Origin of the sequence: Microtetraspora sp. NBRC 13810 (genome assembly GCF_030268685.1) — a bacterium.
In the GTDB taxonomy this organism is placed as follows: Bacteria; Actinomycetota; Actinomycetes; order Streptosporangiales; family Streptosporangiaceae; genus BSRQ01.
The window spans coordinates 267,342-281,856 of record NZ_BSRQ01000002.1 but is presented as its reverse complement, the minus strand read 5'-3'; the positions used below and the strand labels follow the sequence as shown (position 1 = coordinate 281,856).

The 14,515-nt window shown below is 69.7% G+C and carries 13 protein-coding genes and 1 pseudogene; 12 read left to right on the top strand and 2 right to left on the bottom strand.

Features of this window, described 5'->3' with window-relative positions; genetic code table 11:
• Positions 1 to 27: 27 nt before the first annotated feature.
• Positions 28 to 840, bottom strand: a complete 813-nt coding sequence (locus QSK26_RS04975; protein ID WP_285773767.1) for a hypothetical protein — start codon at positions 838 to 840, stop codon at positions 28 to 30.
• 421 nt (positions 841 to 1,261) lie between these two features.
• Here QSK26_RS04975 and QSK26_RS04970 point away from each other — a divergent pair, with 421 nt between their 5' ends.
• From QSK26_RS04970 to QSK26_RS04915, 11 genes and pseudogenes are all read left to right on the top strand, one after another.
• Positions 1,262 to 3,304, top strand: a complete 2,043-nt coding sequence (locus tag QSK26_RS04970; RefSeq protein WP_285773766.1) for a Pls/PosA family non-ribosomal peptide synthetase — start codon at positions 1,262 to 1,264, stop codon at positions 3,302 to 3,304.
• A gap of 80 nt (positions 3,305 to 3,384) precedes the next feature.
• Entirely contained in the window at positions 3,385 to 4,356 is a 972-nt protein-coding gene (locus QSK26_RS04965) for an alpha/beta fold hydrolase (RefSeq protein ID WP_285773765.1), read from the top strand.
• Between the two features lie 59 nt (positions 4,357 to 4,415).
• Positions 4,416 to 5,420, top strand: a complete 1,005-nt coding sequence (locus QSK26_RS04960) for a TauD/TfdA family dioxygenase (protein WP_285773764.1) — start codon at positions 4,416 to 4,418, stop codon at positions 5,418 to 5,420.
• Positions 5,417 to 6,454 (top strand): 2,3-diaminopropionate biosynthesis protein SbnB, encoded by a 1,038-nt coding sequence (sbnB, locus tag QSK26_RS04955; protein ID WP_285773763.1) that lies wholly within the window; start codon positions 5,417 to 5,419, stop codon positions 6,452 to 6,454. The genes QSK26_RS04960 and sbnB overlap by 4 nt, the downstream gene beginning before the upstream one ends.
• Positions 6,451 to 7,483: pseudogene (sbnA, locus tag QSK26_RS41705) on the top strand (2,3-diaminopropionate biosynthesis protein SbnA). The gene sbnB and the pseudogene sbnA overlap by 4 nt, the downstream one beginning before the upstream one ends.
• 246 nt (positions 7,484 to 7,729) lie before the next feature.
• Positions 7,730 to 8,035: a preQ(1) synthase gene (gene queF / locus QSK26_RS04940; protein ID WP_285773761.1), complete on the top strand. Its 306-nt coding sequence runs from the start codon at positions 7,730 to 7,732 to the stop codon at positions 8,033 to 8,035.
• Complete coding sequence (locus tag QSK26_RS04935) at positions 8,032 to 9,165, top strand: tRNA-ribosyltransferase family protein (protein ID WP_285773760.1); 1,134 nt, start codon at positions 8,032 to 8,034, stop codon at positions 9,163 to 9,165. Before queF ends, QSK26_RS04935 begins: the two co-directional genes overlap by 4 nt.
• A gap of 129 nt (positions 9,166 to 9,294) precedes the next feature.
• Positions 9,295 to 10,008: a 7-cyano-7-deazaguanine synthase QueC gene (gene queC / locus QSK26_RS04930; protein ID WP_285773759.1), complete on the top strand. Its 714-nt coding sequence runs from the start codon at positions 9,295 to 9,297 to the stop codon at positions 10,006 to 10,008.
• Positions 10,005 to 10,646, top strand: coding sequence for a 7-carboxy-7-deazaguanine synthase (gene queE, locus QSK26_RS04925; RefSeq protein WP_285773758.1), 642 nt, complete (start codon positions 10,005 to 10,007; stop codon positions 10,644 to 10,646). The genes queC and queE overlap by 4 nt, the downstream gene beginning before the upstream one ends.
• Positions 10,643 to 11,002: a 6-carboxytetrahydropterin synthase QueD gene (queD, locus tag QSK26_RS04920; protein ID WP_285773757.1), complete on the top strand. Its 360-nt coding sequence runs from the start codon at positions 10,643 to 10,645 to the stop codon at positions 11,000 to 11,002. Before queE ends, queD begins: the two co-directional genes overlap by 4 nt.
• A 115-nt stretch (positions 11,003 to 11,117) precedes the next feature.
• On the top strand, positions 11,118 to 12,485 hold the full coding sequence (locus tag QSK26_RS04915) for an IS4 family transposase (protein ID WP_285773756.1): 1,368 nt from the start codon (positions 11,118 to 11,120) through the stop codon (positions 12,483 to 12,485).
• 93 nt (positions 12,486 to 12,578) lie between these two features.
• Here QSK26_RS04915 and QSK26_RS04910 read toward each other — a convergent pair whose 3' ends face one another.
• Positions 12,579 to 13,403, bottom strand: coding sequence for a class I SAM-dependent methyltransferase (locus QSK26_RS04910; RefSeq protein ID WP_285773755.1), 825 nt, complete (start codon positions 13,401 to 13,403; stop codon positions 12,579 to 12,581).
• 95 nt (positions 13,404 to 13,498) lie between these two features.
• Here QSK26_RS04910 and QSK26_RS04905 point away from each other — a divergent pair, with 95 nt between their 5' ends.
• Complete coding sequence (locus tag QSK26_RS04905; RefSeq protein WP_285773754.1) at positions 13,499 to 14,509, top strand: zinc-dependent alcohol dehydrogenase; 1,011 nt, start codon at positions 13,499 to 13,501, stop codon at positions 14,507 to 14,509.
• The last annotated feature ends 6 nt before the right edge of the window (positions 14,510 to 14,515 follow it).

Below are 14,515 nucleotides of genomic sequence, written 5' to 3'. Positions count from 1 at the left end.
ACCCCAGCCTAGGCCGCGGCCGGGCCGTCACCAGCTCAGCAGCCGCAGCGGCGTGCGTTCCGCGGCCAGGCGCTCGACCCGAAGCTCGTGCACCGTGTCGCGCAGCACCCGGATGCCGAGCGGCACGAGCACCAGGCACAGGGCGCCGGCCGAGAGCACGCCGTCGAGGACATGGCTCTCCTTGAGCACCCCCGACCACATCGTCCCAGGCCACAGCAGGAGCAGCGCCCTTCCCAGGCCGAACGTCCCGGACCGGTAGGCACCGACGGCCAGCAGGAGCGCGCCCAGGTACTGCCCCGCCGACGCCGTGACGGGTACCCACCACGGCCCGTAGGAGATGTTCACGTAGGTGGCTTCCACGAACCTGGTCGCCTCGGCCAGTCCCCGTGTCTCGGCCAGTTGGAAGGCGGCCTGCTCGACACCCGTGCAGTAGAGGCGGGCGAACAGCCCCACAATGAGGAGCGTGCCACCCCAGAACGCGAGTCCAGGAGACCTCACGGCGACGATCCGGGCAAGGGTGGCGAAAGCGGGCCAGAGCAGGATCGCCCCCGCCGCGAACACGGCGTACCCGGCCGTGACCAGGCCCGGATCGGCCAGGTACGCCGCGAGCTGTGACGGCGCCGCGAACGGCTGCCGGGCATACCACTCAGACTGTTCAGGTGTGAAGCCCGCCGCCAAGACCCCGCAATAGCGCAGCAAGAGCCCCAGGAACCAGGCAAGGGGCCCGAGGATGAGGGCCACCCCGCCGATGATCCGGCCGGGAAACCAGGCGCCACGGTACACGACACCGGGAACCGCCCACCTGCGGCCCACCCGGCCAGAAGAACCGATCTCTGTCATGCCGCACAACCCTGTCCCGCAGGCACGGCAACCACATCATCACATCGTCACCATCGGCCCTTTCTTTAGGACGAGGGCGACTCTTTAGGACGAGGGCGACGTGACTCCGGAAGCGTGATGAGGTGACTCCGCCGCCAAGGAGCAGCGGGCGGCAGGCGGCTGTGGACTCGTGTCACCGTGGCGTGGGCGGATGTCTGGATTCCCGGGGATGTGATCGGGTTAACCGGCTGATTTTAGTTAGACAATCCTCATTTGTCGCTAATGAGAGGCTCACCTCACGTCGTGACGATCGCAGGGTGAGAATCTTCCGTTTGCGGCCGCGAGTGCCGGTTTGGGTCTTGTGTGTCGTGGGAGTCGAGGGGGACGGCTGCACCGGTGGCGCCGTCGGCCGGTGGTGGTCCGAGGCGGGGCCGTCGAGGACATGACAGCCGATCTGACCGAGTCCGGGAACCGGTACGCGGGTGCGACGCCTGGTACCGAGACGCTCCTGGCCGAGGTGCTGGCCGAGGTCGTGGGGGTCGAGCGGGTGCCGGTGGACGGCAACTTCTTCGATGACCTCGGTGCCGACTCGCTGGTGATGGCCCAGTTCTGCGCGCGGGTCAGGAAGCGGGAGGACCTGCCGTCGGTGTCGATGAAGGAGATCTACCGGCATCCGACGATCAGCAGCCTGGCGGCGGCGCTCGCGGAGGACCCGTCCACCCCTGTCGCATCGGCGGCTCCGGCGCCGATCGAGGAGGCGGCGCCGACGGGCAGGGCGCAATATGTCCTGTGCGGCGCGCTGCAGGTCCTGTTCATCCTGGGATATTCCTACGTTGCCGCCCTCGTCCTCAGCCGGGGCCTTGAATGGATCTCCGCCGGCTCCGGGGTGATCGGCGTGTACCTGCGTTCCGTCCTGTTCGGCGGCGCGGCCTTCCTCGGCCTGTGCGCTGTTCCGATCGCGGCGAAATGGCTGCTCGTCGGTGAGTGGAGACCGGACCGGATCCGCATCTGGAGCCTGGCATATGTCCGCTTCTGGATCGTCAAGACGCTGGTCCGCTCGAACCCGCTGGTCCTGTTCGCCGGTTCGCCGCTCTATGTGCTCTATCTGAGGTCGCTGGGCGCGAAGGTCGGGCGAGGCGCCGTGGTCCTGTCCGGGAACGTGCCCGTGTGCACCGACCTGCTGACCATCGGCGACGGCGCGGTCATCCGCCAGGACGCGTCGTTCACCTGCTACCGGGCCCAGGCCGGCCTGATTCGGACGGGCACGGTCACCCTCGGGAGGAACGTGCTCGTCGGGGAGGTGTCGGTGCTCGACATCGACACCTCGATGGGCGACGAGGCCCGGCTCGCCCATGCCTCCTCCCTGCACGCCGGGCAGGCCGTACCCGCCGGCGAGCACTGGCACGGGTCACCGGGGCGGCGCGGGCCCGAGGTGGACCACCGGACGGTCGAGCCCGCCGGGTGCGGCACCCTGCGGAAAGTCGTCTACTCCGTGCTGCAGCTGTCGAAGGTGCTGCTTCTGCAGGTCCCGCTGGTGATCGGCGGCGTGGTGCTGCTGGTCACCCAGGTCCCGCAGTTCGCCGTGCTCCTCGGCTCGGGACCGCCGGTCTTCACCGGCTGGACCTTCTACCGCGACGCTCTGACCACCTCGTTCGTGCTCTTCTCCGGCTTCGTCGTCGCCGGTCTGCTCCTGGTGGCCACCGTTCCCCGGCTGCTCAACCTCGCCGTCGAGCCGGGCAGGGTCCGTCCGCTGTACGGCTTCCACTACGGGGTGCACCGGGTGATCGCGCGCCTGACCAACATCACGTTCTTCACGTACCTCTTCGGTGACAGCTCCGCCGTCGTGCACTATCTCCGCGGTCTCGGTTATGACCTCTCGCGAGTCGAGCAGACCGGGTCGAACTTCGGCCTGGAGGTGAAGCAGGAGAATCCCTACCTGAGCTTCGTCGGCAGCGGGACGATGGTCGCCGACGGCCTGTCGATCATCAACGCCGACTACTCCAGCACGTCCTTCAAGGTGTCCCGGACGACGATCGGGCCGCACAACTTCGTCGGGAACTACGTCGCCTATCCCGCGCAGGGCAGGACGGGGGACGACTGCCTCCTCGCGACGAAGGTCATGGTCCCCGTGGACGGGGAGGTCCGGGAAGGGGTCGGGCTGCTGGGGTCGCCCAGCTTCGAGATCCCGCGATCGGTCCAGCGGGACAGCAGGTTCGACCACCTGAAGGGCGGGGCCGAGCTGCGCCGCCGCCTCGCCGCGAAGAACAGGCACAACGCCGCCACCATGGGGTTGTACCTGCTGACGCGGTGGTTCTTCCTCTTCGGTCTCACCGTGATCGTGCTGGCCGCCGTCGACGTCTATCGCTCGCTCGGCGCGCCGGTGATCGTCCTGGCCGGCGTGCTCGCACTGGTGTTCGGCGTCGTCTACTTCGCGCTGGTGGAGCGTGCCGCCACGAGGTTCCAGGCATCGACAGAAAGGCGCTGACGGCGCTCGCCGCGGAACTCGACGTCGCAGGGGAGGAGTACCACGCGCCGAGCACGCCGGCCGAACGACGGCTGGCCGCGGTGTGGGCGCAGGTGCTCGGAGTCCCGCCGGACCGGATCGGGCGGCGGGACCACTTCTTCGACCGGGGCGGCACGTCGCTGTCGGCGGTCAACCTCGTGATCGGCCTGGACCGGGCGGTGTCCCTCAAGGACGTCACCCGGCATCCGATCCTCGCCGACCTCGCCCGGCTGGTGGACAGCACCGCCGAACGGCGCCCCGGACTGCTGCAGCCCCTTTCGGAACCGGACGGCGCGCAGGCCGGCGCCCTGGTGTGCTTCCCGTACGCCGGTGGCAACGCGGTGAACTTCCAGCCGATGGCCGCGGCCCTGCGCGGCAGCGGGCTGGCGGTCTACGCCGTCGAGCTGCCCGGCCACGACCTGGCCGCGGAGCGTGAGCCGTTCGCCTCGCCGGCGCAGGTGGTCGAGCAGGTCGTCGCCGAGATCATCCGGCGTGGCCTGACCGGGGTCCTGCTGTGGGGCCACTCCTCAGGAACCGCGCTGGCCGTGGAGACGGCCAGGAAGTCACAGGAACTGGGGGTGGACGTCCGGCGGGTGTTCCTCGGCGCGCAGCTCCTCGGCGACGCCGCCACCCGGCGCGCCGCCGCCGCCGAGCTGACCGGGCGCGGCGACGCCGCGATCGCCGCGCGGCTGAGCGCGGACAGCGGCTACACCGAGCTGGGTGACCTGGACGCGCTGCGCGCCGCGCACGTCGCCGCCGCCTACCGGCACGACTGCGTGTCCGCGCACCGCTATTTCGCCGGCGTTCTGGACAACCCGCCGGCGGTGAAGCTGTCCGCCCCGGTCGTCGTGGTCGTCGCCGCCGACGACCCGGGCACCGCCGGCCATCCCCGTCGGTACGGCGACTGGCGGCTGCTCGCCGAGCATGTCGAGCTGTACGAGCTCGCCGACGGCGGCCACCACTTCCCGCGTACCCGTCCGGCCGAGGCGGCACAGGCCGTACGGCGAGCGGTCGGGCTGCCCGCCCTGTCATGAAGCGACTCCGCCGGGAGTCCGCCGGACGGCTCACTCCCATGACCGATCAAGGAATCGAGATGCTCTCTTCATCCCAGACGTCTTCCCCCGCCGTGGACCTGTCCCCGGGCAGACCGCCGATCCTGCGGGCCGTGGCCGGGGGCGATCCGCTGAGCTGGGCGTCCGAGCACCGGGACGCGCTGCGCGCCGTCGTCGCGGAGCACGGCTCGCTGCTGGTCCGCGGCCTCGGGCTGCGCGACCCGGCGAAGACCGGTGCCGTCCTCCAGCGGCTGGCCGGCGGGCTCATGACGGAGAAGGAGGGGTTCGCGTCCCGGCGTGCGTACTCGGCCGACGTGTACTCCTCGTCGACGTGGCCGCCGAACCACCCGATGTGCATGCACCACGAGCTGAGCTACCGGCTGGAGTTCCCCGGCCTGATGATGTTCGCGTGCCTCACGGCGCCCTCCGCGGGCGGGGCCACCGCGGTGGCCGACTCGCCGGAGGTGCTCCGCGCGCTGCCCGGCGAGCTGGTCGAGCGGTTCGAACGGGAGGGCTGGCTGCTCACCCGCGGGTACAACGACGAGATCGGGGCGTCCATCGCCGAGGCGTTCGGCACCGACGATCGCGGCGCCGTCGAGCGGTACTGCCGCGCCAACGCGATCGAGTTCGAGTGGCGACCGGACGGCGGGTTGCTCACCAGGCAGCGCCGCAGCGCCGTGGTGCGGCACCCGGTGACCGGGCAGCGTTGCTGGTTCAACCAGATCGCGTTCCTCAACGCGTGGACGATGGCCCCGGAGGTCCGCGAGTACCTGGTCGACGTCCACGGCGCCGACGGGCTGGCGTTCGACACCCGCTTCGGCGACGGCGACCCGATCGGCGAGGACGTCGTGCAGCTGATCAACGAAGTGTACGAGGCCACCACCGTCCGCGAGCCGTGGCAGGCCGGCGACCTGATGCTCGTGGACAACATCCGCACCGCGCACAGCAGGGAGCCCTTCGAGGGACCACGCGAAGTGCTCGTCGCGATGACCGACGAAGTAAGCCTGCTGGACTGCTCGCCGACCGTCGAGGTGACCTTCCGATGACCATCGTCCCTCGTACCGCGCCGCCGTTCGCGGTGATCTCCGGCGCCCAGGTCCAGCGGGTGCTGCGGGGGCGGGAGAAGCAGATCATGGAACTCGTCGAGGGCGCCTACCGGCTGCATTGCGCCGGGGACTCGGTGAACCCGCCGTCCTATTTCCTGCGCTTCCCCGACCGCCCGTCCTCCCGCATCATCGCGCTGCCCGCCTCGATCGGCGGGCCGATGCGGGTCGACGGCCTGAAGTGGATCGCCAGCTTCCCGGCGAACGTGGCGGCCGGCATCCCGCGGGCCTCGGCCGTGCTGATCCTCAACGACCACGACACCGGCTACCCGTTCGCCTGCCTGGAAGCCTCCATCATCAGCGCCACCAGGACGGCCGCGCTGGCGGCCTCGGCGGCCGGCCGGCTGCACCCCGGCCGGCGGCGCCCGGCGCGCGTCGGGTTCTTCGGGGCGGGCCTGATCGCCCGCTACATCCACACCTTCCTGGCCGGCGCCGGCTGGTCGTTCGACGAGATCGCCGTGTACGACGTCTCCGCCGACAGCGCGGCCGGCTTCCGCGGCTACCTGGAGCAGTCGGGCGCCGAAGGACGGATCACCGTGCACGACAGCGCCGAGCGGCTGATCCGCTCCAGCGACCTCGTGGTGTTCGCGACCGTCGCCGGTCAGCCGCATGTCGGCGACCTGCCGTGGTTCGACCACCATCCGGTGGTGCTGCACGTGTCGCTGCGCGACCTCTCGCCGGAGATCGTGCTCGCCTCGACCAACATCGTGGACGACGTCGAGCACTGCCTGAAGGCCGACACGTCACCCCATCTGGCCGAACAGCTCGTCGGCAACCGGGACTTCGTGCACGGCACGCTGGGCGACGTGATGGCCGGGCGGATCGAGGTGCCGCGGGACCGGCCGGTGATCTTCTCGCCGTTCGGCCTCGGAGCGCTCGATCTCGCGGTCGGCAGGTACGTCTACGACCAGTTGGTCGGCTCCGGCGAGCTGCACGTCGTCGACGACTTCTTCCACGAACTGCGCCGGTACGGATGAGTGGCCGGGGACATCACACCGCGGACGAGGAGGCCACCGTGCCAGTTATCTCCGTTCCCCAGGACTACCACGAGGAAGAGCTCTATGTGGACCTCCGGCCGGTCTTCGGGTACTCGCTCTTCCTGAAGTGTGAGGGCTTCAACTTCGCCGGCTCGATCAAACTGAAGACCGCGACCGAAATGGTGGAGGCCGCCGAGCGGGACGGGATCCTGACGCCGGGGTCGGTCCTGGTCGAGTCCTCGTCCGGAAACCTGGGCGTGGCGCTGAGCATGATCGCGGCCGGCAAGGGCTACCGGTTCCTGTGCGTGACGGACTCCCGGTGCAACCTGGCGACCAGGCGGCTGATGGAGGCGCTGGGCGGCCAGGTGCACGTCATCGCCGGCGCGCCGGACGTCGAGGGCGGGCTCCTCGGCGCGCGGATCGACTACGTCCGCGCGTTATGCGCCTCCGACGACCGGTACGTGTGGCTCAACCAGTACGGCAATGCGGCCAACTGGAAGGCGCACTACCGCAGGACGGCGCCGGCGATCGTCCGCCGCTTCCCCCCGGCTCGACGTCCTCTTCGTCGGGACCGGCACCACAGGCACCCTGATGGGCTGCGCGCGCTACCTGCGCGAGTGGCGCAGGCCGGTTCGGATCGTCGCGGTGGACAGCGCCGGCTCGGTGACCTTCGGCGGCGCCCCGGGCCGCCGGATGATCCCCGGCCTGGGCACGAGCGTCCGCCCGCAACTGCTCGACGAGTCCTACGTGGACGAGGTGGTGCACGTCGAGGAGGCGGACACCGTCCGTGCCTGCCACCGGCTGGCCGGGCGGGGGTTCCTGTTCGGCGGCTCCACCGGCACGGTGGTCAGTGGCGCGATGGACTGGCTGGCCCGGCAGGACGCGCGTGAACTCACGGCGGTGGCCATCGCCCCGGACCTCGGCGAGCGTTACCTCGACACCGTCTATCAGACCAACTGGCTGCGGGACCTCTACGGTCAGGACGTGCTCGGCCCCGACGCGTTGACCGCCGACTCCCGGCCGGCCTGACGACCCGGCAGGGCCCCGCCCGGCGGCCGGTCGGCGGGGAGCCGCCGGGCGGTGCCGAGATTCACAAGCCGACCGCGCTGATCTTGGTCTATGCCGTGCGCTCCAGGGCGGACAGGTCAACCTCGGCCACGATCAGCAGCGCTTTATACTGGTCGCGTGTCAGAAGCAAGCACCACCAATCTCACTGTTCTCGGATCTGACGTTCGCGGTCCGATCGATCACGTAGAGTCCTTCCCCGCTCCGCCCGTGTGCACCAGGGTCCGGTTCCTGACCGAGGAGGTCACCTCTCTCTGCCCGGTGACGGGTCAGCCGGACATCTCCAGCGTGGTCATCGACTATGAGCCCGACGGCCTGTGCATCGAGTCGAAGTCCTTGAAGCTGTACCTGTGGTCGTTCCGTGACCGGGCGCTGTTCGCGGAGAGCCTGGCCGGCGAGATCGCGTCGGAGATCTGGCGGGCCGCCAGCCCGCGAACGGTTCGGGTGGTGGTGACGCAGCACGCCCGTGGGGGAATCGTGACCGAGGCCACAGCTGATCTGCCAAATCCCTCATGACCTCGGAATCCGTGGAATCGCCCGCCGCCGTCGGTGACGTGCCGGAAGGCAGCACGCGAACCACGGTGTGGACCAGACGCGGGGAGATCAACGCCCCGGTGTTCGTCCCCGATGCCACGCGCGGTGTGGTGCGAGGCGTGGCAACCTCTCTCTATGCCGCGCAGGGCGTCGAGGCGACGCTGGTGAGCACCGCGCATCTCGCCTCCCAGCCGGGGGCGTCGGCGGTGGCCAGCCTGGGCGGGGTCCACGCCTTCATGGGCTGGGACCGGCCGGTAATCTCCGACTCCGGTGGCTTCCAGGTCTTCTCGCTGCTGGGCAGCAATCGCTCCCTCGCGAAGGTCTCCGACGCCGGACTGGAATACCGCTTCTCGCCGAAGCAGAAGTATCGGCAGCTGAGCCCGCGTTCGTGTATCGAAGCGCAGGTACGGCTGGGCGCCGACATCATCTACGCCCTGGACTACTGCACCCACCCGTCGGCGCCCGACGGTGAGCAGGATCGCAGCGTCGAGCTGACCCTCCGCTGGGCGGCGGAGTGCCGGAAGAGGTTCGACGAGCTCGTCGCCGACCTCCCCGCCGAGAATCGCCCGCTGCTGTTCGCCGTGGTGCAGGGCGGCTCCTCCGCTGAGCGCCGCAAGCACTGCGCCGAGGCGCTGGCCGAGATCGGTTTCGACGGATACGGCTTCGGCGGCTACCCGATCAACGAGGGCCGGCTGGTGGACGAGGTGGCCCTGGTGGCCGAGCTCACCCCGCCGGGCAGCGTGCTGCACGGCCTCGGCATCGGCACCCCGGAGAACGTCGTCAGCGCCTGGCGGGCCGGGTACGATATTTTCGACTGCACCCTGCCGACCCGAAACGCTCGGCGCGGCGTGCTCTACTCTCAGCTCGACACCTCCGCCCTCGACGCTCCCCGTTTCTATCGCTATGCCAGGATGGAAGACGAACGGTGGGTGCGGAACAAGGGCCCCGTCGACCCCGGCTGTGACTGCGAGCCGTGCACCACGGTGCCCGCCGGGTACCTCGCCCATCTCTACCGCATCGAGGACCCGTTGGCCGGGATCCTGGGCTCGTTGCATAATCTTCGCTTTTACGTCCGCCTCATGAACGCCCTGCGCGCCGAGCGAGAACGCTGAGAAGAGCGGCGGTGCCGTGCGGACACCCGGCCGGCCATACGGTCCCTCACGACTGGGTCGATCCCGTGGGGCACCTGGTATGTGTTAGGGCGACATCAAGTGGGACGATTGTGTTCAGGAGGTAAGTAAATGGACGTGCGGAGGAAGGCGGTGGTCCTGCTCAGCGGGGGCCTCGACTCTGCAACCGTGCTGGCGATCGCGCATGCGGAGGGCTACGAGCCGTACGCGCTAAGCTTCCGGTACGGGCAACGTCACGACGTCGAGCTCGCGGCCGCCGCCCGGGTGGCCGAGGCGCTGGGCGCGCGCTCGCACGTGGTCGCGGAGATCGACCTGCGGGTCTTCGGCGGCTCGGCGCTGACCGCCGACATCGACGTGCCGCACCACGACAGCGCCGAGCAGATCGACGCCGGCGAGATCCCGGTCACCTACGTGCCGGCCAGGAACACGATCTTCCTGTCCTTCGCGCTCGCCTGGGCCGAGACCCTGGACGCCAGCGACGTGTTCATCGGGGTCAACGCGCTGGACTACAGCGGCTACCCGGACTGCCGGCCGGAGTACATCACCGCCTACGAGACCATGGCGAACCTCGCCACGAAGGCCGGTGTGGAGGGCCGGCAGCGGCTGACCATCCACACCCCGCTGATCGAGCTCACCAAGGCCCAGACCATCCAGCGCGGACTGGAACTGGGCGTGGACTACGCGCTGACCCACAGTTGCTACGACCCGGACGAGGCCGGCCGGGCGTGCGGCACCTGCGACTCGTGCCTGCTGCGCGAGCGCGGGTTCGCCGAGCTCGGCCTGACCGACCCGGCGCGGCCCGCGCCCGCCGAGGTCACCCCATGACGTACCAGGTCAAGGAGATCTTCTACACCCTGCAGGGGGAAGGGATCCATGTCGGCCGTCCCGCCGTCTTCTGCCGGTTCGCCGCGTGCAACCTGTGGAGCGGGCGCGAGTCCGGCCGGGCCAGGGCGATCTGCACGTTCTGCGACACCGACTTCGTGGGCACCGACGGGCCGGGAGGCGGGAAGTTCGCCACGGCCGAGGAACTGGTCGCCGCGATCACGGCCACCTGGGAGGGTGCCGCGCACCCGAGGGCGCGCCCGTTCGTGGTGTGCACCGGCGGCGAACCGCTGCTGCAACTGAACGTGCAGGTGGTGAAGGCGTTGCACGACGTCGGCTTCGAGGTCGCGGTCGAGACCAACGGCACCCAGCCCGCGCCTCCGGGGCTGGACTGGATTTGCGTGAGCCCCAAGGCCGGCGCGGATCTCGTGCTCACCGCGGGCGATGAGCTCAAGCTGGTCTACCCGCAGGAGGGCGCCGAGCCGGAGCGGTTCGAGAATCTGGACTTCCCGAACCTGCTGCTGCAGCCGATGGACGGTCCGGACCTCGCAGAGAACACCCGCCGGGCGGTTGAGTACTGCCTGGCGCACCCGCAGTGGCGGCTGAGCACGCAGACCCACAAGTACCTGGGAATCCGATGATCGAGATCTTCCGCGAGTTCACCTTCGAGGCGGCCCACCGGCTGCCCAACGTGCCGGCCGGGCACAAGTGCGCCCGCCTGCACGGCCACTCCTTCCGCGTCGAGGTGCACGTGGCGGGCACGGTGGACCCGGTCGCCGGGTGGGTGATGGACTTCGCCGACCTGAAGGCGGCGTTCCAGCCCCTGTACGACCAGCTCGACCACCACTACCTCAACGAGGTCGACGGCCTCGACAACCCGACGAGCGAGAACCTCGCCCGGTGGATCTGGGACCGGCTGGCCGGCAAGCTGCCGCTGTCGGCGGTCCAGGTCCGGGAGACGTGCACCTCGGGCTGCGTGTACCGCGGCGAGGACTAGAACCAATGCCGTGTAGTTAGCGTGATGCGGGTGTAGTCAAGGGCCACTGGAAAAGGGAACGGAGCTCCTGCTAGAACGGTGTCGACCAAGATCACTGTCCGAGCGGGGAGCTCCGTTGGAGAGCAAGTCTGTCATCAATCGCACCCTGGTGGTGGCATCGGGCCCCTTCGCCCCCGGCCATCTCGGGGAACTGACTCAACTGATGCCCTTCGAGATGGTCGATGAGGCGCTGAAACAGACCGGCCGGACACAGCAGCGGGTCCGTGACCTCCCTTCCCGGGTTACGGTCTACCTGATACTGGCCGGGGCCTTGTTCCCCGGACTGGGCTGGCGGCAGGTATGGCAGCGGCTGACGGCGGGGCTGACCGGCCTGACCGGCCTGACCGTCGCCGCCCCGACCGGTGCTGCGATGGCCCAAGCCCGCAAACGCATCGCAGCAGCCCCGCTACGGTGGCTGTTTGAGCTGTTACGCGGTCCGTCGGCCGGTATCGCCACCCCCGGCACCCGCTGGCGCGGACTCCTGGTCTGCGCGATCGATGGCACCGTCATGAGCGTGGCCGACAGTCCTGCCAACCTGGCCGTCTATCCCAAGCAGCGGGGTAACCACGGCGGCGCCGGGTATCCAGCGCTACGCCTGCTGACCCTGCTCGCGTGCGGCACCCGCACCCTGCTGGACGCGGTCTTCGCGCCGGCCTCGACCGGCGAGACCACCCTCGCACCGCGTCTGCTGGAGCGTCTGCATCGCGACATGATCGTCCTGCTGGACCGCAACTTCGCCGTCTGCGCCCTGATCCAGGCCATCGCCGCCACCGGCGCCCATGTCCTGGTCCGGGTCAAGAACGGCCGCCGCCTGCCCCTCCTGGCCCGCTGCCATGACGGCTCCTACCTGTCCCGGCTGGGAGCCACCCCCGTGCGCGTCATCGACGCCGTCATCACCATCACCACCCGAGCGGGCCACCGCACCAGCGCCTACCGCCTGGTCACCACCCTCACCGATGCGCACCGCCACCCCGCGGCCGACCTACTCACCCTCTACCACCAGCGCTGGGAGATCGAGACCGCCTACCTGGAGATCAAGTCCACCATCCTCGGCGGGCGGGTGCTGCGCGCCCGCACACCCGACGGCCTGGACCAGGAAGTCCACGCCCTCCTGGTCGCCTACCAACTCCTGCGCCTGGCCATGGCTGAGGCCACCACTCACCGGCCCGGCCTCGATCCCGACCGGGCCAGCTTCACCATCGCCCTGAACACTGCCCGTGACCTGGTCATCCAGGCCGCCGGCGTGATTGCCGACACCGTCATCGACCTGCTCGGCACCATCGGACGCCAGGTCCTGGCCAACCTCATGCCCGACCGGCGTATCCGGACTCGTCCCCGCCTCGTCAAACGCGCCATCTCCAAGTACAACGCAAGAGGCACCGTCGACCGCACCAGCTACAAAGCCACGATCGGCATCGAGATCCGCACCAGCTCAGAGCCTTGACAAAGCAGCCAAGGCCCTAACTACACGGCATTGGGACTAGAACGGCGTCTCCCGCGCGGCCGTGACCCGGGGCGAATCACGAGCGGCGTTCGCTCATCTCCTGATGACGTAGACCAGCTCGTTGGGGATCTCGAACCGCTCGTAACGCCAGGTCCGGTCGGCCGCGTACTCCTCGAACGCCGTGGAATAGGTCTGGAACATCCCCTTGGAGCGCTGCCCGAGGGACTTGGTGGGGAACGTCACGATCAGCGTGGGGGAGCGCACCTTCTCCAGCAGCGCCCAGCCCGCCCCGCTCTGCTGGCGCTCCATGCAGGGCACGGTCTTCAGCAGCAGGGTCACCTCGGCTGATTCGCCGGGACCGTCGACCAGGTCGTGCAGGCGGGTCCGGTGCGGGACGCCGAGCAGGTCGAGCGCCTCGTCGAGGAACTCCATCTGCCGGGCGTCGATGTCCGAGGCGAGGTAGGTGCACCCGGCCGGCAGGCCCATCCACCGCACGGCCAACGGGTTCAGGCCGCAGGCCAGGTCGCTGACCGTCTCCGGCGTCACCCCGGCGAGCGCCTGGGCGTAGAACTCGGTCAGGTAGGGCAGCCGCTCCCGGGACGAGGCGTGCGCGGACATCGCGGACCGCAACGCCTCGGTCACCGCGTCCTCGCCCTGGTCGAGCGCGGCGCGAAGCTGGCGCAGCATCCCGCCGTACTGTGCGGCGCTGCCCGGCAGATAGGCGCCGTAGATCTCGTGCAGGCTGCGCTTGGTCCGCTTGACGCCCTCGGTGACGTTGCCGCCCGCCGAGACCAGCGCCCGCTCGGCGAGCCGGTGCACGACGTCCGGCGCCACGGTGGCGTACCGCTTGCTCTTGGTGAGTGCCGCCGCCACCGTCTGTATCGCGTCGTCCGTGGGGCGGCGCTCAGAGCCGGTCATTAGTCTCTCCCATCCGCCACATTCAACGACGACGACAGTACACTGATCTTTATCGGGGAGGGATTATCAGGGGCGCGACGACCAACGAGGTGGGTATGCGAGCGCTGCAGTTTCTCGGCGATAATCAGGCGCAGCTGATCGAGGCGGAGCGGCCGTCGCCGCAGCCGGGCTGGGCTGTGGTCAAAGTGCACTACAGCTCCCTCTGCGGGAGCGACTTATGGCTCTACAAAGGACAGTGGCACGGAAACACCTACCCGGTCGTGCCGGGGCATGAGTGGTCCGGCGAGGTGGTCGAGGTCAACGGCGCCGACGAGTCCTGGGTCGGCCGCCGGGTCGTCGGCGATCTGATCGTCGAGTGCCACACCTGCGGCCCATGCCGCGACGGCTTGCCGGTGATGTGCGAGAACATGATCGAGATCGGTTTCATGGTGGACGGCGGCTGCGCGGAGTACGTCGCCGTGCCGGTGGCCAACCTCTATCCGCTGCCGGACGAGCTCGACCTGGCCTCAGCCTGCCAGGTCGAGCCGCTGTCGGTGGCCGTGCACGCGGTGGACCGGGTGAACCTCCGGCCGTCGGAGCGGGTCGCCGTGCTCGGCGCGGGCGGCATCGGCCTGATGCTGTCGCAGGCGGCTCAGGCCGCGGGGGCGCGGGTCCAGGTGGCCACCGACCCGGTCCCGGAGCGCCGCAAGGTCGCGCTCGAACTCGGCGCCGAGGCCGCCTACGCGCCCGACGAGATCCCCGTCCCCGAGGGTTATGACGAGAAGTTCGACGTCGTGCTGGAGGCGTCCGGTGACCCGACGGCGGTGGCCAAGGCGATCGAGCTGGTGCGCCCCGGCGGCCGGGTCGGCCTGATCGGCTACCAGGTCGGCGCCACGCACCCGATCGCCACCGCCAACCTGCCGCTGTCCTACGCCAGCCTGATCGGCGTGATGGGGCCGGGCGGCAAGTACCGGCAGGCGGTGAACCTGCTGGCCAGCGGTGCGATCAACGTCAAGCCGATCCTCACGGACATCGTCGGCCTCCACGAGTACGGCCCGGCCCTTGAGCGCGCCGTGAACCGGACCGATGGTACTCTACGGGTCGTCTTTGACTTGCGAGCAGACTAGGTTGAG

Excerpts from the sequence above, each read along its gene's own strand:
- QSK26_RS04975 (WP_285773767.1), bottom strand. The coding sequence starts at position 840 with ATGACAGAGATCGGTTCTTCTGGCCGGGTGGGCCGCAGGTGGGCGGTT.
- QSK26_RS04970 (WP_285773766.1), top strand. The coding sequence starts at position 1,262 with ATGACAGCCGATCTGACCGAGTCCGGGAACCGGTACGCGGGTGCGACG.
- QSK26_RS04960 (WP_285773764.1), top strand. The coding sequence starts at position 4,416 with ATGCTCTCTTCATCCCAGACGTCTTCCCCCGCCGTGGACCTGTCCCCG.
- sbnB (WP_285773763.1), top strand. The coding sequence starts at position 5,417 with ATGACCATCGTCCCTCGTACCGCGCCGCCGTTCGCGGTGATCTCCGGC.
- QSK26_RS04935 (WP_285773760.1), top strand. The coding sequence starts at position 8,032 with ATGACCTCGGAATCCGTGGAATCGCCCGCCGCCGTCGGTGACGTGCCG.
- queC (WP_285773759.1), top strand. The coding sequence starts at position 9,295 with ATGGACGTGCGGAGGAAGGCGGTGGTCCTGCTCAGCGGGGGCCTCGAC.
- queE (WP_285773758.1), top strand. The coding sequence starts at position 10,005 with ATGACGTACCAGGTCAAGGAGATCTTCTACACCCTGCAGGGGGAAGGG.
- queD (WP_285773757.1), top strand. The coding sequence starts at position 10,643 with ATGATCGAGATCTTCCGCGAGTTCACCTTCGAGGCGGCCCACCGGCTG.
- QSK26_RS04910 (WP_285773755.1), bottom strand. The coding sequence starts at position 13,403 with ATGACCGGCTCTGAGCGCCGCCCCACGGACGACGCGATACAGACGGTG.
- QSK26_RS04905 (WP_285773754.1), top strand. The coding sequence starts at position 13,499 with ATGCGAGCGCTGCAGTTTCTCGGCGATAATCAGGCGCAGCTGATCGAG.